The organism is Candidatus Bodocaedibacter vickermanii (genome assembly GCF_014896945.1).
Taxonomy (GTDB): Bacteria; Pseudomonadota; Alphaproteobacteria; order UBA6184; family UBA6184; genus Bodonicaedibacter; species Bodonicaedibacter vickermanii.
The window spans coordinates 1,350,830-1,371,089 of the sequence record NZ_CP054719.1; the positions used below are offsets into that span (position 1 = coordinate 1,350,830).

Genomic DNA, 20,260 nt, shown 5'->3' on the forward strand with positions numbered 1-20,260 from the left:
GGAAAACTTTTTTAAAGCATACTCAATAACCTTTGATTAATGGGGGGTACTACAACCGTCTGTTCTTCTTTTTGAAGACGTATTTAATGATTTCTGCCACGGCTTTATAGAATTCTTGTGGGATTTCTTTATTCAATGGGATTTTATATAACGCCCGGGCCAGTGGTGGATTCTCAATAATATGCACCCAATTCTTTAGTGCAAGTTCTCGGATATGGAGAGCAATACGATCTTTACCTTTTGCAACGACAACTGGAGCCTTGCTTTCTCCAGGGCTATATTTTAACGCCACAGCATAATGTGTTGGGTTTGTGATAATCACGGTTGCTTCTGCAACGTTGTCCATCATACGGTTTTTAGACGCTTGCCGTTGCAATTGACGTCGTTTGCTTTTAACATGAGGGTCTCCTTCCATCTCTTTATATTCTTCTTTGATTTCTTGCTTGGTCATTTTCAATCGTTTGAAATATTCGAATCGCTGATACATATAATCTGCACCGCCAATAAAGACTTGAAAGATTAAGGCCGTCACAAATAATTTAAAACACAGATTCCAAAATAAGTATAAGCTCGTCATAATCGGTTGCGATGAAATTTCTGGAATTTGTTTTAGCTCATCCTTTAACAAAACATATAATAATGTTGATACGACGATAAGTTTGATTAACGCTTTTAAAAGTTCAACCAATGATTTTACAGAGAATAGACGCTTAAACCCTTTGAGTGGGGAAATCTTTTCAAGCTTTGGTTTTAATGCATCTTTATTGAGTGTTAGCTTTGTTTGAATATACGTACCTGCAATAGCAGCCAATATAAACACAACCATCATCCCCATGAATTCAGGCATTATATCTGCAAGTAACATGAGCGAGATTTTTGAAGTTGATTCTTGGCTAAAGGAAAATATATGAGCTTGTTCAATAATTCCGCGAAGTTTCATGGCAAGCGGACCACCCAGGAGTGGGAAGATTAAAAATAAACTGACCATAGACGCCGCCAGCATTAGAGCCAAAGTCAGATCTTTAGAGATGGGGAAGTCTCCTTTTTCCTGAGACTTTTGAATCCTATGTTCGGTGGCGTCTTCGGTCTTATCGTCTTTATCAGGAGTATTGCCTTCTGCCATGGATTACCCCGTAAGCTTTGTCCAGGCTTGGCTAACGTATTCTAAAAAGGATGTTAAAATAAAGCCAACGCTGAACATTAAAATAATTAGACCGACAAGAATTTGAATCGGCATGGATAAAAAGAACACCTGAATTTGTGGAATCAGCTTATTGAGAATTCCCATTCCGATATAAATGATATTTCCAAAAATGAAAAATGGCATTGAAAACTTTAACGCATAAGCAAAAGCATCATTAACAGTGTGGGTTATCAGCAAGGCTTTATCTTGTAAAATATTTAATGTACCAATAGGGATGAGTTCATAACTGTTGTAAACTCCCCATAAAATTAAATGGTGTAAATCAAACACAAAGATAAAGGTCACCCCGCTTAACGTAAAAAAGCTAGTAAGAATTGAAGTTTGATCATGATCAACAAGGTTTGGAACAAGCGCATTGGATAAACCAATGGATTGCGACATGATCGTTCCAGCAGTTTCAAGGGCGCTTAAAAAGAGTTTTAACGTAAACCCAAGAAAAGTACCCGTTAAATATTCTGAGATTAACATCGCGCTCATATAAAACGAATTGACAGGATAGCTTGGAACTTTGAGTGTTAATGCAAATGCGGTTGCAACACCAACGGCAATCATCATGCGCATGCGAAAAGGGATATGTAGATCGCCAAACCCTGGCATCCAGCTGAACAACCCAATCATTCGAGCAGAAATCACCATGATAGGCCAAAATTCATTCAATAAGATTTGATCTGCCATTTGCGTGAGATTGATTAACACCAAAGTTAATTATTATAAGAAAAGATTAAGAAAAGGTTAACCAGGCAACCTGCGGTTGCATCCATTGGGTTAGATCCGATGTGTTTGGACACGGATTATCGTCGTGGAGAGTGGTGAGGATTATGATTCTTTGAGTTGGATTTTGTGCGATGTGAGATATGGCAACGTGACGTTGCACTAGCGTGACGCTGGACTCGTTAGGTTGGATCTTGTGTGATTTGAGGTGTGAGGATTTTGACCCATTTCGGGCGCAGGATCATTGAGGTTGAAAAATGAATTTGAGATATTTTGGTTGAGTAGTGTTTTAGTTCCTTGTTAAGTTATGAAAGCGCAATATTTGTGTAGCTTTCAAAGTTAAATTATATAGAATCCGTGTCAGACCAGATCGGAGCTAACTTAGCGGATCCAACCGCAGGTTGGCAGCGTCACGCTGTCGTTATTTAGTTTTAAAACCGAGTGAATCCCCAGTAACCCGCACGTGCAGAAAGAACCCCATTTCTTACACGAATGGGGAAAGGCGGACTTTAGTACAATATACAAAGTCGGTGTTTTACGAGCCCGTCGGCTCTAGGGGTTGTTTACAGGGCTGTGTCTACTGATCGGGTAGTTGAGCACCTGTACTGGGGATTCGGTTCGGCATGTCGTCCTTGAGTGGTTCAACCAAAGCTTCGTCGCGGATCTGGTTAGGGATCCTTTGGCTGAAAGTTTCAAAGACGTAGAACGAAAAAAGGCTACCCACCTGTTTAGTGGATAGCCTTTTCGCAATTCTACTTATTAGTATACATAAGGAATTTGGATTGTCAAGAAAATTATTCTTTTTCGTGTTGGGGGGTCGCGCGCCCACAACTGTTGAAAGTGATTAGAAGAAGTGTTTAACGATATTAAAATCACCCACTTAAACACCAAGCTATGAATGTTATAAAAAACTTCATATTGTGTAAAATAGTCGCATATCTATTACTTAATTCATACATATCTGTATGATTGACACAATTAATCGGTTTATCAATGATTTTCCCTGTTCTATTGATTTGTTGTCAAAAATATTCTTTTTCTAATCACTTTCAACAGTTGTGGTGTCTAGGGCGGGGGGTGCGCAAAAATCAGAAAAATTAAAAAAGTGTTAACCTTTATTAACCCCAATTTAACGGCAGTGCTTTTTCTTATAATTCGTGTTTGTGCAAATCGGATCTAATCTAATCTATAGGGTGCAGCGTCACGCTGGCGGCTCAAGGGCGCTTTACGCGCCAGAGCGGCGGTTGCCGCTATCAAATCGCGTTGCGATTTGCTTGAGCCGCATAAAGGCAGAGGTCGACATAAATGAGAGAGTTGATACAGCTGGCAGCATGCTGCTGCACCCGATGAGTTAGATCGGGCATGGTCTGGCACGAGTTATAATTTTTACAAACATCATTACCTAATGGATGTAATCATAGGTTGCCTGAGTCCAAAAAAGTTGTTTTGTGTAATTCGTGTTTGTGCGAACCGGATCTAAGCAACGTGCCGTTGCATCCATTAGGTTAGATTTGGAGCTTTATAATCCGTGTTTGTGCGAATCGGATCTGATCTGATCTGATCTAATCTAATGGGGCCAGGGATCATCCCTGGTGCAACGGCACGTTGCCGGCATGACGCTGCCGATATGGATGCGAAACTTAATCTAACGTTCAAACATCAAAAATAAAATTATGTTCATCTCAACCATTCATAATGAGATCGTGCATATCTATACACAATAGATATCAATGCAGATCAGATTTGAGTTGTCGAAGTTACATATATAGCTAAACGCAAATAATATGGATATATTTTAGCGAGTAGAATCATTAGATAGTCCACAGACTTTAAGGTTGCCTACTTAAGGCACATATAACCACTTTATGTGAATCAGGCTATAGCTGACTTCTTATAATTTGGGTATGCGGCGCTCGGTCGTTAATGTACATTTTAGTACATGTCTCGCCTCGTTCCTGTACCCAAAAAATTAATCTAGCTATAGAATCCTAACTGTGTAGATTATTTGGCTTATTCATTTGCAGTGGTCTGGGTGGTTTCTTCCGCTTTAATGTTTGGAGTAAACGTATCGTAGGGTTCTAACGTTACCTGATACCATAGTTTATCATGCAAATACTCGCATTCTACTGTAGTGTCGGTTATCTTGATGATTTTTAACCATTCTGGGGTTTTCGTGGGAGTAATACGTTGACGGTTGATCCAAATAACCCAGTCCTTATCAGAGATAAATACAATTCCGTTTAAAGTTAATCCCCTTATGTCTTGGCTTTTATTATAGGCCGGATGCATTAATGAAAATGTTTTTCCAAAAATGGGGATGCATACGCACACTAAGATTACAATAAGTTTCATGGCGTTATGCTCAATTGATCGTAAACAAACCGTCCCTTAACAATGGGCGACGTTTCAAAGAGTTGTTCGATTTCAAATTCTCGCAATCGCGTATATCCAAATTTACCAGAGTTCGACAGAATATATTCCATCATATCAAATATTTCATAATCAAAGGATGATTGGAATTTAACGTAAAACGATTGAACGGTGTATAGGGGCTCTAGTTCTTGTTTTCGTATAGTAATGCCAATCTGAGGTTTGTTTTTTTGTAAGAAGCAATTCGCAACGTGAGATAAACAGGCGTCTGCAGTAACAGAGGGGCGATATGCACCAATAGTTTTCATAGATGCTTCGAATTTTGGAATCTGAGCGTGACGTTGATTTACTTCAATACGACGGATAATTTCTGTCGTTTGAGCAGAAAGTTTTTCTGCTGAGGCATCCATACGATTTTTCTGAACGGAGTATAAAATGCAGCTAAAAACTATCGATGCAAGGCTGATCATTAGAATGAGTATCGATATGCGGAATCGCTTGTCATTTAAAAGATGTCGCGTTAACGTAAAGAAATCCGCAATGTGTTGATACATATGCTTAGGGTGTAAGTCGTTGAAGATCATGCATCAATCCTGTCATATTAATTTGTACGGTATGTTTCAAGGGGAGGTCTTCGGATGACCCATTTGCCTGAACAGTTGGAGTATTGACAATGTGTATACGTACTTGAGATCCAAATGTTTTGTGTATTTCCGTGGTTAACAGTTGTAAGTTTTTAGAGTTTTTCAAAGGAACGATTCGCATATGCATCGTAAATTCATCTCGCCCTGGTGCTGCAGTTAACGATGATACTTTGGGTGTAAGGCGAATATAAATCACCTGACCATAATTGGGTAAAATCGTCGACAGTTTTTCTAGAAATGACATCGTTGGAAATGTTTGAGTATTAAATGATTCAACGACTGCCCGTTTTTGAGCATAAGCATCCGAAATAGTTGTTAATGTATCATTGACAGCGTATTTATCTAACAGAGCAAGTTCATCGTTGATCAACGTATCCAATTTTAATTGATGTGTGTTCATTTCAATTAAGTCTGGCACCAGTGCTGCCACTAGCAAAAGGCTGATCGTTGCCATTCCATATGTAAACTGTCTAAACATATGTGCGTATGTGTAATATGTTTTAATATTTAGCCCCTGTTTAAATATAATATTGGGAGCATGTGCTGCTGGTAATTGATTTAAAGCATAGGTAGAAAAAGAGTCGTTAGCTTTACCCAGGGATTTGATTAAACGATCAGCATCAAGGGTTTCTAAGGTCAGTTTGTATTTTGTTCGAACAAATTGAATCCAATCACTGGTATCAATAGTTTGTGTGATTCGGGAAATAGTTGGCATTCCATTAAGGTATAAGACCTGTTGAAAATGATCTTGTATTGGAAAATGTACAATTCCATTTTTTTTGATTTGATGTCCACTTAATAGCACAGTATTTAGAATCCATAAGGCTGGCACAGTAGATTCAATTAAAAAACGTCGTTGGTGTAAGTGGTTTAAAAACGTATGTTCTAATTCAGACAAATTTCCTTTTATAAAAATCAATTGATCGTGTTTTTTCCATAGGGCATACCAATCAGATTCGGATTCTTTTGCAAGTCTGCGTGAAAGCTGATATTGATGCCAATAGTTCATCCCTAACGTATCAAATGATTTAATCACGATGTTGGGTGCATCCAGAATTAAACGAATTTGAACGTGATGGTAGGGCGTTAATTCTTGTACTATTTTATCTAAATTTGAAAGATGAATGTTTGAAAAAAGCAGCTCTGTTTCATGTTCTGCTACATGGGTTGCAGTCACTAAATTATTGCTTAAAAAAATGTGTAAGAATGATTGTTTCATATACTGTGCTTTTTATTATGTGTAGCACGGATTTTTTGGAATTTCTATGAGAAATTTTGGTTGCGCAATATTGCATTTGGCGTATATGATGTTTGAAAAAAGAATAATAAGAAGAAAGGTTGTTCGTTATGATTTCGATGGTTCTGGATGAAAAAATTGCAGATATTTCTGAAGACTATCTTCCCGCTAAAGATGAAGAGTTTATGGGCGCTAAAATGCGAGAGTTTTTTCGTCAAAAATTGCTGGGTTGGAGAAAAGAGTTAACGCAAGAATATACTCAAGCTGTGCTTACTTTACAAGATCAGACGCATAATGAATCTGATCCTAATGATAGGGCCACGTCTGAGGTAGATATGCGTATGACAATGCGCGCAATGGATCGCGCACGTAAATTAATCAATAAAATCGATGAAGCTTTACTGAGAATTAAAAACGGCACCTATGGTTATTGTGAGCAAACAGATGACCCCATCGAAGTTGCTAGGTTAGAAGCAAGACCAGTTGCGACATTATGTTTTAAAGCACAAGAGGCCTTAGAACGTATTGAAAAAGTACATCGCGATTAGGCACCAGCATGATGTTGGACTCATTAGGTTAGATCCGAGCAACGTGCCGTTGCACCCAATAGGTTAGATCGGATGTGGTCTGACACGGATTATAAAAACAACCTTAGCTAAAAGCTAGGCAGGTTCCCTATGTTTGTATGACATTGTTCAGCTGGCTTACTCAGTAGACCGTCTAAGCGCAGGTTTGCCCCTGCTTGCCCCCTTTCGGGGCATTGTGGGGCGAATGGCGCTGTAGATGGAAATGTCATCAATGACTAACACTATAGCTAGACTAATTTAATTTGGGTACAGGTACGAGGCGAGACATGTACTAAAATGTACATTAGCGACCGAGTGACGCATACCCAGATTATAAGAAGTCAGCTATATAAGTAATTACTCTTGAAATACTCATTGTTGTCCCTATAATTAGCGAAGAAATTATTGTCTTGAGAGCGTTATGAATTATTTTATAGGTATCGTTTTGTGTATTACCACTGTAAATGCAGAGGCGATGCCAGATGTTTTAACCCTGGATTCAGTTCAAGATTTTTTTTATCAAGCGGCATGTAAAAACTCTGTTGCTTTAAGAATTGTATACCCAGAGTTAAAAGTTACACCAACGCCAGTATCAACTGTAAAACCGGCTCCGACAGTGGCGCCTGCAGCACCAGCACTAGCCTCAACAGGGTCTGATAGCACTTCTCCTGCAGCTCTTCCGGCACCATCAACACCAATACCAACGGTAAAGCCGGATCCAGTAGTAACACCTCAAGCTGTTGCTCCAGCTCCGACAGGGGCGCCGGCTATAAAACCAACACTGGCTGTTGCCCCGGCAGTAACTGCAGCCAAAGCTAGGGCAATAGAGCTATATGGTAAAGAGCCAGGATTTGTGGGTGTTACCGATAGAATTGTGAAAACTAGAGATGGGAAACGGTTTCTATATATCAATATAAAAGGTGATGGCAATTGTGGGTTTTACGCGATGGGGGTAGATCGTGCAAGATTTGTTAATACGATTGAATCCTTGGTGAAAGATCAACACGATGGATATCAAGCTTTCGTAAAGAAACGATCTGATTTAGTTCGTGATATTGCAGTGTTGATGTTTGATGATGATAAGGCTGACGTTGTGGCTAGAGTTCAAGCCATTGATGATCGTGGAGACGTAGCCCCCGCTTTAAACCTATTAACTGACTTTGAATCAGAAAAGAAAAAATATTATACAGAGCTTTTTCAAGATGAACGAAATCGATTAATAAAAAACCTTCAGGAATTAGAAGGTGTGTCTAAAGTTAAATCAAATCCAGAACTTAGTATTCAAGTAACAAATTTTATAAATGTAATAACGTCTGCCGGGAGTGAAGACGTTAAGGGTATAGAGGTGACTGAAACTTACAATGCCTTAAGTGCGACATTAGCTTTAATAGCTGTTTCCACGGATAAAATTCAATCAGCGTTCAAAGACTTGGTGATTATTTGTGGCTATGGCGATGGAGAATTGTTTGAGAAAGGCAAGAGACGATTAATGAATAAAATAGAAAATTTAACAACTCCATCGTCGTATGAGGCTTTTTTGACTGCGTTTCGACTAGAGCTACTTGCAGGCGGAATTAAAGCAGATGACCTGACTACTAAAGAAAAAGTATTAGCTGGGGTCAAGAGTGTGTTCTCTAAAAACCGTGGGTCGGCTACGTGGTTTCCTGGGGGCTTGTTTGCTGCGGTTAAAGATAGCTTAGGCGTAGACTATAATATCTGGGCCATGGATTCTGGAGATGTTATTAAGTTGTGTTCTAGTAGTGGAGATAGTAGGGGTGTGGCAGCAGAAGGATCGCGGGTTAGGCATGTGTTCTTTATGGTTGGGCACTACGACATGTTAATACCCATAGATGAATAAATTAAAACCGTCGTTCAGATGATTCGTCATAACCCACAGGATCTTGGTGGACGATCATTTCTGAGTGGGGGTAAACAGCCTCAACAGCATCTTTTAAATCATGGGCGATGTTGTGAGCCTCAACCAGTGTTAGTTTGGGATCCATTTCGATATGCGCTTCAATAAAAATGCGTTTCCCAGAACTGCGTGTTCTAAAATTATGGAATCCTTTGACCGAAGGGTGGTTGTTCAAAATGGCTTTGATGTTAGATTGATCTTTGACATTAATTTCTTTGTCCAGCAATACTTCCAGGCTTTCAACAACAATGTGTCGGGTTGCCCACATGACATACCCACAAATGCCAATACAAGCGATTGTATCAATGTTATTGTAATATGTGTTTAAAAACAGGGAAATCAGTACGACGATATTGACGGCTGTGTCCGTTTTATAGTGTAACATATCGGCCTTGATAGCTAATGATTGAGTGCGTTGGATGGTATATCGTTGAAACGCAGTTAACCCAAGAGTCATAACGATCGATAGCGCCATGACCCAAATACCCGTGGTTGAATGCGTTACAGTTATGTCGTTAGAGAAAAAACGTTGTAAGGCCTCTGATACTAAAAATAATAGCGATGCCCCTATAAGTATGGATTGAATCAAAGCGGCGACGGCCTCTAGCTTTCCATAACCAAATTGATACTTATGATCGGCAGGTCGGGCAGCGATAGTGACCGCAATCAGATTTCCGATAGAGGCGATCATGTCCACGGATGAATCAAATAGGCTGCTTAGAATCCCTAATGAATGTGTTGTATAAACGGCATATAATTTTGCTATGATAAGCATGAATGCAGCGGCGACAGAGGCTTTGGATGTCAGTTGAACTAAACGATCATTTGTCATTAAGACGTCCTTTCCATGATAAATATAATGTTGCCCCAACAATTGTTAGAATGCCAATGATTTCTTGTTGCCCTGGAAAAGCATCTCCTAACGCAAGACCGATGGGAACAGCAATAACAAGTCGACTGTACTCAAACGGTCCTAAAAACCCGGGTGATGCATAGCGTAACGCCGTGATATATGCAACCTGAGAAAAGGCACCTAAAAATCCCATCCCCATTAATAGCAGGGTGTCTGTTGTATTGGGTAATTGCCACGTGAGGTTGACTAACGAATTATGATATGCGTGGATGACCCAATGGAACAGTGACCATGTGCCTGATGTAATAATCACGCCGATATTGCCGACAATGACGATGGTATTGCGAGAGTCTATGGCTGTTAATTTTCGGGCATAAATTAAATTAAGACCCGTGACGATATTTGCAACAATGGCGACGTAAATTGTGCTGTTGATTTCTCCCGTTGGGTTAACGATCAGTAAGACACCTATATATCCTGTGAAAATTGCGAGCCATTGCCCAAGTTTTAAACGATCCCTAAGAATAAAATATGATAAAACAGCAGTAAAGATGGGGCCCGTAAACCCGATAGAGGTTGCAACCGTAAAGGGCAGATTTGCATAGGTGAAATAGGTACCCCCCATGGCCAAAGACATATAAAAGATTCGAACCAGGTGCAGTGTGTAATTGGTAGATTTAAAAATAGCTAGCCCTTCTTTAATGAAAAGTGGGCTAAAGAAAGCCAAGCCAAAACATGCCCGCAAGAATACTTTTAAGGCTGTTGGAATATCTGGATTGACCATTTTGTGAATGCTCATACTGCACGTGAACGTTACGCAATACAGCAATACCCAAGCGGCGCCTTTTAAATTGGTGTTCAGTTGTCGGATTCCTATAGTTAACAATCGCCACCCAGTATAACGTATTATCCATAAAAAAGAAAAGGTGCTGTGTCAAATACATGTAAGCTGCTGTAAAATCTATTTGAAAACGTTCAGGTAACTATGACACCATAGATAAAAATAAACAGGAAAAACACATGTGCGATTCAAAGATAATACTAAGTATTATATCGTTAATTACAACGAATTTTTTATTTGCTAGTAATAACCAAGTCAAGACAGGAGACGGTAATAGAATTCACCTTGCCTCAGCAAAGCTTATTAATAGTGAGAATGACATTTGCTGGAAACCTGTCCAATGTAACTTGCCGTTACCAGCATCTGCAGTTTTGTTAGAACGTGCTGGATTAATTGAACGGTTAAAGGGATATTTTAAATCCAATGCTGATATTACAACAGTTGCACTAGTTGGTGTTGTTGGAATGGGGGGCGTTGGAAAAACGACACTTGCTCGGTTGTGGGCAGCGAAACGTATTGCTGAGTCTCCGACCCTGACTGTATGGGAATTTAATGCCGAAACAGAAGCAACTTTACTGCAATCTTTGAAAGAGTTTTCTACACGATTAGCTCAAACACCGGATCAGAAAGCTATTTTACAAAGTATTGAAGATATCAAAGATTCTACAGATCGTGAAGCCAAGCGATTGGTCTTTGTACAAGATGTATTAAGAGCTTCGGAAGGATGGGTATTGGTCTATGACAACGTGGAACGTTTGGGAGACATCTTCAAGTATTTACCGCAAGCATCAACGGTGTGGGGAAAGGGGCAAGTTATCCTGACCACACGAAATGCTCAGCTGAAAAATGTGGGAGAACAGATCTTAACCTTAGAAGATCTAACCCCCGATGAAGAACTAACATTGTATTCACGTATCCGCCATCAGAAAGAACCCCAACAGCTAACATCAAAAGAAACCGAAGATGCACAGCTAGTTTTAAAGAAACTTCCTCCATTCCCATTGGATATTTCGATTGCGGCTAAATATATAGGAAATTATAAGTTATCACCTGCCGAATATTTGGCAGCCTTAGACAAGCAAGACGCATCTTTTTTAGAGGTGCAGCAAGAACTCCTAAAAGACGGTGGGGAGTATAATAAGACACGTTATGAGATTATCACGTTATCGATTAAAAAGATTATAGAAAGTGATACAGAAAACCTTCAGAAGTTATTAATGCTTAGTATGATGGACTCACAAGATGTTCCCAAAGAAATGTTAAGTAACACATCTGAAGGGATTAAGGTATCAGGGAAAGCCGATAAATTTATACGGGAAATGATGAAGCATTCGTTGGTCACTATGGGGACAGCATCGGGTGATATTGGGACAATCTCAATGCATCGCAGCACATGGGAAATCATGTATGCGTACTTGGTGAGCACCTTAAAGCTTAGCCAATCACATCCAGTAGTCCGCAATGTTATCCGAAGTATGGCGGATTATGTTTACAGTGCCATTGATGAAGCAAAACGCAGTGTGTTACTGTTACTAGAATCCCATGGAAAACGTATATCTACTAGTGAGTTATTGACGACAGACGAACAGATGAAAGTCACGGGGATGTTAGGCTGTATTTATTTTTACACCAGCAAGGGTAAAGACGCTCAAGAGCTCCTTGAAAAAAGCATAAAATACATTGAGTTGAATATATCTCGCGATCAACAAAGATTGGCGCGGCTATATCTTCATTTAGGATTAACGTATCGTCTTAATTGTAAATATTCATTAGCAGAAGAGTATTTGTCTAAAGCGATAAAGGCATATACATATTCAAATAACACCCCGGGACGCATTGAGGCGCTTTGCTTGTTAGCACACATGTATGTTGTAAAAGGTGATTTTTTAAAAACCAAAGAACAACTTGAAAAGGTTAAGGCGCTAGATAGCAAGGATACATCAACCAAAGATATCATTCTACGCGTCACCAGTTTGGTAGAGCGAGAACTAGGAAATATGTCGATTGCATTAGAGTCTATTAATCAAAGCATTGTTCAACGAGAGGTCGCGAAGAAATGCGATCAGATACAGGCGTGGAATTTGGTGTATAAAAGCCTTGTTTACAAAGACATGGGTGATTATGCTTCTGCTGCGGAATGGGCAAAAAAAGGAGATATGTTGCATGCCGAATATGATGCTACGTCAAAAATGTACGCTGGTTTAATAATGCACAGAGGTAGTATAAACAGACTTTTAGGTAATTATGATATCTCTGAAAAAGAAATAAAAATAGCCTTAGCGATCTGCGAAAAAGAAGCAGAAGAAAGCCCTATGGAAGTTGGTCGGGGAAAGATTTTTTTAGCGAAAGTGTATCGCAATACAGGACATTTGGACAAAGCCTTCACAGAAGCAAAAGCTGCTGAAAGACTATACATTGATTTATTTGGAGAAAAGAATTTACGAACATCGTGGATTCGAATGACGATCGGTCAGATTTATAACGATCAAGGTAAGTACTGTGAAGCCAGAGATGTCTTTCAAGAATGCTTGGATGTTCACAGAACGATGTTAAGTGATGCCCATCCAAAGATTGGAAAGATCTTAAGTGAATTGGGGTATGCCCAGGTTAAGCTTGGAGATATCAAACAAGGTCACGCGAACTTGGAGCTTGGGCTAAAGAACTATGAAGCACATTATGGGAAAGACCATCTGCGTACGGCCTATGTGTTGCGTTTAATCAGTGACAGCCTTCAACTTCAAGGTGATTTGAAAGGCGCTGAAGCAGCTGCATTAAGAGCATATACAATCTGCCAAAAAGCAAACCATCCTGATCAGATTTTAAGCTTAGAACGATTGGGTGATGTTCGGTTAAAGTCTGGAAATACTCAAGGGAGCGATGACTTGAAAAAAGCTTTAAATATGGCAGAAATAACTTTCGGTGCAGACTCACCCCATGTTACACGCATAAAAGCAAAGCTGTAATATCTATAGCTAAACACACATAAAAACGATTGCGCAGCGCCCTTTGCTCCACAATGCCCTAACGGGCAAGCAGGAGCAAACCTGCGCCTATTGAGCCGCATAGCTGCGGTAGTGGAGTTGTAATCCGTGTTTGTGCGAATCGGATCTAATCTATGGGGTCAGGGATCATCCCTGGTGCCAAAAATCTTTGGTTTGTTCATGAATTGTTAATTTTTGCGCGGTATAGTACATTTAGTGTGCACATACATTGTTATTTTAACCCCCAGTTTCGTGAAGAAATGACGGAAAACTTCGTCTATTTCTTCTCCGATCTCTAAGATGGGTGTTGTCCCCCCACCCGAAGTTCACTGAGGGTGACAGGGTGGGGGGTGGTGCGAAAAAAAATTTAAAAAATTATTAACCTTTATTAATATAGGAACTCAATCCAAGCAAAATGATCCCCCTGCTTGCCCTTTGCTCCACAATGCCCTAACGGGCAAGCAAGAGCAAACCTGCACTATTGAGCCGCATAGCTGCGGTAGTGGAGTTGTAATCCGTGTCTGAACGAATCGGATCTAAGCAACGTGCCGCCAGGGAGATTCCTGGACTCAATGGGTAATAGGGTTTGTGAAAATTATAATCCATGTCTGAACGAATCGGATGTGACTTAATGAGTGCAGCATCATGCTGCCAACGGCACGTTGCCAGCGTCACACTGGTTACTCCTGGTGCACTTCATTTAAATGTCCATTCTTTAATTCAAAGAATCGATTCATTTTACGTAATGTTGTTTGGCGGTGAGTGATCATAATAACGGTTGGGACGGTTTGCAAGATTGCATAGATGAATTGATCCACGGATTTGCGATCTAGCGCGTTTGTTGTTTCATCTAAAATAATAATTTGAGGTTTTTTTTCTAAGGCTCTATTGATTAAATAGCGTTGGTGCTCCCCACCACTAAATGCTTTTTTCTTTAATTCCAAGCCATGTTCATGTTCGTGGGTTTCAAGCTCTCTGTGGGTATGATCTTGAGGTATATAGCACAGAACTTGTCCTAATGATTCGGATTGAATCTGATACAGGTCTGTCTGTCCGTAGGTGGCCGTTCCTGCAGTGGGTGAGATGAGGCCCGTCAAGATATGACACAGTGTTGATTTTCCAACTCCAGATGGACCAAAAATTCCTATTCTGTCGCCAGGATTAATTGTTAAGTTAATATTATGTAATAACGGTTTTTTCTCAGGATACCCAAACGACACGTTATCCAGTTGAATCGGTTGAGGGTGAATGTTCTGTAATTGAATGTGTTTGTTTTCTGAGGGAAGATTTAAAATGTCCAATGTCTTGTTTAGATCGATAATTCCCCCGAAAAAGCGCGTCATATTTCGTGTTATTTCTAATAAAGGAGAATACATCGATGAAATTAATCCGTAGATTAACACCAGCTTATCTAGCTTGATTATTCCATGGGCATAGTCAATCATTACGATAGAAAAGACAATACCAGACCCGATGTAAAAAATAAAATCTTGGGCTAAATGTAATGTATACAGTGCAACGTTATGTTTTTCCCATGCGGTGGCTTCCAAATCAAACAAGTGACTAAGGTGTTTAGTTTCAGCAGAAAGGTTAAACCGTGCAGATGATGTGGTGTGTAAACTATGAGCTACGGCAACAGTGACGTTATCAGTTAAATGCCACGCTTTGATTTTTGCCTGCGAATAATACCTCAAGCAAAAGGCAGAGACAATTAAACTGCAGTATGCAGCGCTGATGATTCCAAAGCATATCGCATCTGTTAATGCTAATGCAATCGAAAGGCTGATGACTTTGCTGATGCTTGGAAAAATCGAAATAAATGAAACGCGCATAAACTGTCGGATGCTTTGAGAGACTCGCGTTGTTGCACTTATGATTTCTTGTACATTATATTTTTCTAAATTCAGAAAACTGATCGTATGGCTTTTTAAGATTGTTCTAAGACGAATACTTTTTATGGCTTGGTTTGTAACGGTAAAAAAGACAATCTCTCGAAAGTGAGGGGCTGTTTTCTTGATTGTCCAACATACAAATAATAATAGAGTCATTCCTAGAAACCATGAAGCCGTCGTGGGTTTAATATCAGCGGCGATTATGTTTTTCCAAATGTATGGAAAAAAAGTTGCTGCAACAATGTCAATTCCAATTAAAAATAGTGTTAGAAGGGTTGCAATTCTAACTTTAAAAGAGCCCCATAAATAGGGAAGCAATAGCGTAAAAATGCGAATAATTTTATTCATGGAAATCCTGATAACTTTTTTACAGTATTAAGCTTTTTTTCTTTGTAAATAAAGGTTTTTTTTTATATGATGTTCTTAATTTTCTAACCTAAGCTAGGGTCTTTTCCAATGAATGCAGTATTAACTTTTTTTGTATGTGGGTTTTTAATATCCCTATGTGCGGGATATCCCTATATTCGATTGCTTAAACGCATTCAATCTGCGGGTCAACCCATTCGTGGTGATGGACCTAAACAGCATCTGTCAAAGTCAGGAACCTCAACTATGGGGGGCGTGCTGATACTATTGCCCGTGATATTAAGCTTATTATTTGCACCCTCTTTATGGAGTGGGGCGAATCTTGGGGTCTTGCTCGTGTTTATTGGATACGCTGCAATTGGGGCAATCGATGACTTAAAAAAAGTGATGAAACGTAACGCTTATGGCGGAATGACACCTCGGCAAAAGTTAATCTCTCAAATTGGTATAGCATTTATTGGATGGATGGTGGTTCATTTCAACATGCCCGAATCTCAACAATTTACAGTGTATTTGCCATTGATTGATGTTCACTTAAACCTATGGTATGCATATATTCCTTTTGCATTGTTTGTGATTGTTGGGGCATCAAATGCAGTGAACTTGACAGATGGATTGGATGGTTTGGTAACCGTTCCCGTCGTCATTACATTAAGTTTTTTTCTGTTGTTAATTCTCTGGATACAGCCGTCGTTTATGGTGAAATTACCAAGCGATCAACTGAATAATTTAGCCAACTTAATTGTATTAATCATTGGCAGTTGCTTAGGATTTTTATATTTCAACTTGTTTCCGGCTAAAATTTTTATGGGGGACGTTGGATCTTTGGCGTTGGGCGGATTGTTGGGGGTATTAAGCATCGTCCTTAAAGTCGAAATTTTCTTAGCCATTGCGGGGTTGGTCTTTGTGATAGAGACTGTGTCGGTGATGATCCAGGTTGTTTACTTTAGACGTACTGGGGGTAAGCGTTTTTTTAAAATGGCTCCCCTTCATCATCACTTTGAACATGTGGGATGGTCTGAAATTCAGGTGGTTAAGCTGTTCTGGGCGATCGCGGCATTCTCAGCCTATATCGCATTAGGGATGGCAGCCCTTGGACATCGTTTATGAAATACATCATTGGTCTTGGTAAAACGGGGGTATCGGTTGTTCGATATTTTTTAGAGCACCAAATTCCATTTATTGCCTGGGATGATACACCCGTACTGCAAGAAAAAGTTCAATTAATGGGGGGGGCAATTGTTGCGCCCAGCCAAGCTCCTTGGCATGCAGTTGAAGAACTTATTTTAAGTCCGGGGATTCCAACCACATTTCCAACCCCCCACGTGGCTGTGCAACTTGCGAAAAAATATCACATTCCCTATGTTGGTGATGTTGAGTATTGGTATAAGCGTACTCAATATTCCGGGTATCGATATGTGGGGGTGACGGGAACTAACGGAAAGTCTACTACCCATGCAATTATCGACTATGTTTTAAATGCGTTGAATCTTCCCCATTTTTCAGGTGGAAATAGCGGTGTGCCTGTGTTGGATGCGCCAAAGCTTGCATCTGGCGCCGTTATCAATCTGGAAATGTCGTCGTATCAATTAGATATTCTGGATCAAATGACCTTTGATGCGGGGGTAATCTTGAACATTACGCCAGATCATTTGGATCGTCATGGAAACATGGAAAACTATATTTTATCCAAGATAACTCAAATTACCCGTGTTAAGCCCGGAGGGTTAAAGGTTGTTGGTGTTGATTGTCCAGGGGGTAAAGAAGCTTACGATAGTCTTACTGCATCTGGGCAGACAGACATTATTCCCATTAGTGCAACCCAAGTTGTCGAAAAAGGCATATATACTGTGGGTAATCAAGTCATTTCAACGGAAAATGATGGCAATACCGTTTTGGGGTTAATACCAGATAGTTTACCTGGGGCGCATAATGCGCAAAATGTTATGGCTGCTATGTTAGTATGCAGGCATTTGGAAATTGATGTTTCAGAGTTTTTCAGGGTTTTGCCATCGTATCCAGGGCTAGCGCATCGACAAGAGCGGGTATTAGATACACCAAAGGCATTGTTTATTAACGACAGCAAAGCCACTAACGCAGATGCAACGTTGCCGGCGCTTAAAACATATCTCAATGTTTATTGGATTGTGGGTGGCATTGCGAAAGATGAGGGCGTTGTTCCGTTGTTGCCCTATTTAGAGTATGTTGAAAAGATTTTTTTAATCGGTGAATCTGCGGAGCGTTTTCAAGCAGAGCTAAAGAGTGTATCTCCTTTAGTGTTAAAAATGGATACGTTAGATAATGCGATGAATTTTATTGCAAAAGAATTAGATCAGGCGGATCATAAGGTGACCGTGTTATTATCGCCAGCATGTGCAAGTCAGGATCAATTCCAGAATTTTGAACATCGTGGACGGGTCTTTACAGAAATAGTTCAGCAACAGTTTGGATCAAAATAAATGGTATTGTTTTCTAGAACGGATAAAAGTTTATTGGGTCGATGGTGGTGGTCTGTGGATCGACCGTTATTGGTATGTTTTTTGATCTTAATGTTTTTTGGTGTGATGTTAACGATGGCGGGCAGCCCACCCGTGGCTGAACGGTTGGGGCTAGACTCATTTCACTTTGTGAAACGCCATGTTGTGATGTTACTACCCACCATTGCACTCATGATCTTTTTTTCGTTTTTAAACCTGAAGAACATGCGGCTTATTTCTCTTGTAACATTTCTAGGTGTTGTTCTGTTGCTGCTTATCACCCCATTTTTTGGAACAGAAATCAAGGGGGCCAGGCGTTGGTTAAACATTGGTGGATTTTCATTGCAAGCCTCAGAGTTTTTGAAACCTGTTTTTTGTATTATGAATGCGTGGGTATTTAGCCACTTAGCAAAACAATTTAATATTAAACGCCCATGGATAATCAGCATGGGATTGTTTGGATTTATGGCGTTGTTATTGTTATTACAGCCAGATCTTGGAATGACGGTTGTGATTACGGCGATTTGGGCGATTCAGTTTTTTATGACAGGATTATCGTTCCAAGTGATCGCTGTTATTGGGGCATCCGGTATAGCTGGTCTAGTGGGTGCGTATTTCTTATTTCCCCATGTGTCCGATCGTATGAATAAGTTCTTGTTTGTGACGGATGATAAATTCGGGGCATCCTATCAAATTGAAAAATCATTAAATGCTTTCCGAAATGGTGGGCTATGGGGGCAGGGACCGGGTGAGGGTGTTTATAAAAAACACTTACCCGATGCTCATGCTGATTTTATCTTTTCCGTTGCCGGCGAAGAATTCGGTTTAATTGTATGTGCAATCCTGGTTGGGGTGTTCGCAGTGATTTTTTTCAGAGCCTTGGTTCAACTTAACCGAGAGCGCAATTTTTTCGTAATTATAGCAGGCGTTGGATTGGTTGTATCATTTACGTTTCAATCTGTGATTAATATGGCGTCTGCCTTAAATTTAATTCCAACAAAGGGAATGACGTTGCCATTTGTGAGTTATGGTGGATCCTCATTGTTGGCATTGGGCATTCACACAGGTTTGATTTTGGGGTTAACACGTCATCGTATGGAGTATAAGTAATGGCATCCACAATTATATTAGCAGCAGGCGGCACGGGTGGGCATATTTTCCCAGCAGAGGCGATTGCAACAGCATTGACGTTAAAAGGACACAAGGTCATTTTCATTACGGATCGGGCAGGGCGTAAGTTTGATCGGTTGCCTCCTTCTGTACAAATCATGGTGCTGCCGATGTGTCGTCGCAAAAATAGTTTTATTGGAATGGCCAAATTTGGTTGGGGATTGTTAAGATCTATGTACCATGTTTACCGCGGGTATAAAATGATGAAGCCTTCGATAGTTATTGGTTTTGGCGGATATCCTGCTTTTCCCCCTGTGGTGGTTGCTCAAGGGTTAAAAATACCGACTATTTTGCATGAACAAAATGCAGTTCTAGGTCAAGTGAACCGTATCTTATGCAAGGGGGTAAAACACTTAGCATTATCCTTTGACAACACACAAAAAGTTGAAACCAAAGCCTCAGTTACGGTTACGGGAACGCCTGTTCGTGATGTGTTTTATGAATTCCGTGAAACAGACTATGCAGTGTTTGATTCTAATGAAAAGATCCATGTGTTAGTGACCGGTGGAAGCCAAGGTGCTAAAGTCTTTTCAACGGTGATACCCAAAGCTATCGCCAAGTTACCAGAAGCGCTTAAACATCGTTTGTCGATCATTCATCAATGTCCCAAAGGTGATGTGGATAGCTTAAGTATGGCGTATAAAGATGCCGGGGTTCAGGCAGAAGTTGTTGATTTTATTGAAAACATGTCAGAGCAAATCTCAACAGCGCATCTTGTCATTGCAAGGGCTGGAGCCTCAACATTGGCAGAATTGGAAATCATTGGGCGACCTGTAATTTTGGTTCCATTTCCAGGTGCAAAGGATGATCATCAATGGGTCAATGCCCAGCATATTCAGCAAGCAAAAGCTGGATGGTGTGTGCGTCAGCATGAATTCACGTCTGACTATTTAGCCAATCAATTAGAGTGCTTGATTAACGACCCTAAACTCTTATATGATGCAGCAATAAAAATGAAGGCTTTGGGGCGAACAACATCAACCGAAGACATCATTAACTTAATCGAAACAGAACTTAATAAGGACAGATAAAC

15 protein-coding genes are annotated in these 20,260 nt (G+C 40.1%); 7 read left to right on the forward strand and 8 right to left on the reverse strand.

All coding sequences use genetic code 11. From position 1 onward, the window contains the following. Positions 1-49: 49 nt before the first annotated feature. The 5 genes from flhB to CPBP_RS06150 all read right to left on the reverse strand — a co-directional run bounded on the left by flhB (position 50) and on the right by CPBP_RS06150 (position 6,148). Positions 50-1,123 carry a flagellar biosynthesis protein FlhB gene (gene flhB / locus CPBP_RS06130; protein WP_350331977.1) on the reverse strand — a complete coding sequence of 358 codons (1,074 nt, stop codon included), beginning with the start codon at positions 1,121-1,123 and terminating at the stop codon, positions 50-52. A 3-nt stretch (positions 1,124-1,126) separates the two neighbouring features. Then, positions 1,127-1,879 (reverse strand): flagellar biosynthetic protein FliR, encoded by a 753-nt coding sequence (fliR, locus tag CPBP_RS06135; RefSeq protein WP_350331978.1) that lies wholly within the window; start codon positions 1,877-1,879, stop codon positions 1,127-1,129. A gap of 2,046 nt (positions 1,880-3,925) precedes the next feature. Next, on the reverse strand, positions 3,926-4,267 hold the full coding sequence (locus tag CPBP_RS06140; RefSeq protein ID WP_350331979.1) for a hypothetical protein: 342 nt from the start codon (positions 4,265-4,267) through the stop codon (positions 3,926-3,928). After that, positions 4,264-4,869: a hypothetical protein gene (locus CPBP_RS06145; protein WP_350331980.1), complete on the reverse strand. Its 606-nt coding sequence runs from the start codon at positions 4,867-4,869 to the stop codon at positions 4,264-4,266. Before CPBP_RS06145 ends, CPBP_RS06140 begins: the two co-directional genes overlap by 4 nt. Further along, on the reverse strand, positions 4,844-6,148 hold the full coding sequence (locus tag CPBP_RS06150) for a hypothetical protein (RefSeq protein WP_350331981.1): 1,305 nt from the start codon (positions 6,146-6,148) through the stop codon (positions 4,844-4,846). The genes CPBP_RS06145 and CPBP_RS06150 overlap by 26 nt, the downstream gene beginning before the upstream one ends. A 137-nt stretch (positions 6,149-6,285) precedes the next feature. On the opposite strand from CPBP_RS06150, the gene dksA reads away from it, so the two are divergent. Together dksA and CPBP_RS06160 are read left to right on the forward strand one after the other, a co-directional pair. Beyond that, complete coding sequence (dksA, locus tag CPBP_RS06155) at positions 6,286-6,714, forward strand: RNA polymerase-binding protein DksA (protein ID WP_350332620.1); 429 nt, start codon at positions 6,286-6,288, stop codon at positions 6,712-6,714. A gap of 439 nt (positions 6,715-7,153) precedes the next feature. After that, on the forward strand, positions 7,154-8,590 hold the full coding sequence (locus CPBP_RS06160) for an SPOR domain-containing protein (RefSeq protein ID WP_350331982.1): 1,437 nt from the start codon (positions 7,154-7,156) through the stop codon (positions 8,588-8,590). 1 nt (position 8,591) lies between these two features. Here CPBP_RS06160 and CPBP_RS06165 read toward each other — a convergent pair whose 3' ends face one another. Continuing rightward, positions 8,592-9,479 (reverse strand): cation diffusion facilitator family transporter, encoded by an 888-nt coding sequence (locus tag CPBP_RS06165; RefSeq protein WP_350331983.1) that lies wholly within the window; start codon positions 9,477-9,479, stop codon positions 8,592-8,594. Further along, complete coding sequence (locus CPBP_RS06170; RefSeq protein ID WP_350331984.1) at positions 9,469-10,386, reverse strand: DMT family transporter; 918 nt, start codon at positions 10,384-10,386, stop codon at positions 9,469-9,471. The genes CPBP_RS06165 and CPBP_RS06170 overlap by 11 nt, the downstream gene beginning before the upstream one ends. 134 nt (positions 10,387-10,520) lie before the next feature. Between CPBP_RS06170 and CPBP_RS06175 the strand changes: the two genes are divergently transcribed. Continuing rightward, on the forward strand, positions 10,521-13,304 hold the full coding sequence (locus tag CPBP_RS06175) for a tetratricopeptide repeat protein (RefSeq protein ID WP_350331985.1): 2,784 nt from the start codon (positions 10,521-10,523) through the stop codon (positions 13,302-13,304). A 698-nt stretch (positions 13,305-14,002) separates the two neighbouring features. On the opposite strand, the gene CPBP_RS06180 is transcribed toward CPBP_RS06175, so the two are convergent. Beyond that, on the reverse strand, positions 14,003-15,562 hold the full coding sequence (locus CPBP_RS06180) for an ATP-binding cassette domain-containing protein (RefSeq protein WP_350331986.1): 1,560 nt from the start codon (positions 15,560-15,562) through the stop codon (positions 14,003-14,005). 108 nt (positions 15,563-15,670) lie between these two features. Here CPBP_RS06180 and mraY point away from each other — a divergent pair, with 108 nt between their 5' ends. From mraY to murG, 4 genes are read left to right on the forward strand one after another with little or no spacing between them, the layout of a single operon-like run. Continuing rightward, positions 15,671-16,690 (forward strand): phospho-N-acetylmuramoyl-pentapeptide-transferase, encoded by a 1,020-nt coding sequence (mraY, locus tag CPBP_RS06185; RefSeq protein WP_350331987.1) that lies wholly within the window; start codon positions 15,671-15,673, stop codon positions 16,688-16,690. Beyond that, positions 16,687-18,039: a UDP-N-acetylmuramoyl-L-alanine--D-glutamate ligase gene (gene murD, locus CPBP_RS06190; protein ID WP_350331988.1), complete on the forward strand. Its 1,353-nt coding sequence runs from the start codon at positions 16,687-16,689 to the stop codon at positions 18,037-18,039. Before mraY ends, murD begins: the two co-directional genes overlap by 4 nt. Next, on the forward strand, positions 18,040-19,167 hold the full coding sequence (locus CPBP_RS06195; protein WP_350331989.1) for an FtsW/RodA/SpoVE family cell cycle protein: 1,128 nt from the start codon (positions 18,040-18,042) through the stop codon (positions 19,165-19,167). After that, a complete protein-coding gene (gene murG, locus CPBP_RS06200) occupies positions 19,167-20,258 on the forward strand; it encodes an undecaprenyldiphospho-muramoylpentapeptide beta-N-acetylglucosaminyltransferase (RefSeq protein WP_350331990.1) in 1,092 nt (363 codons plus the stop codon). The genes CPBP_RS06195 and murG overlap by 1 nt, the downstream gene beginning before the upstream one ends. Positions 20,259-20,260 lie beyond the last annotated feature (2 nt).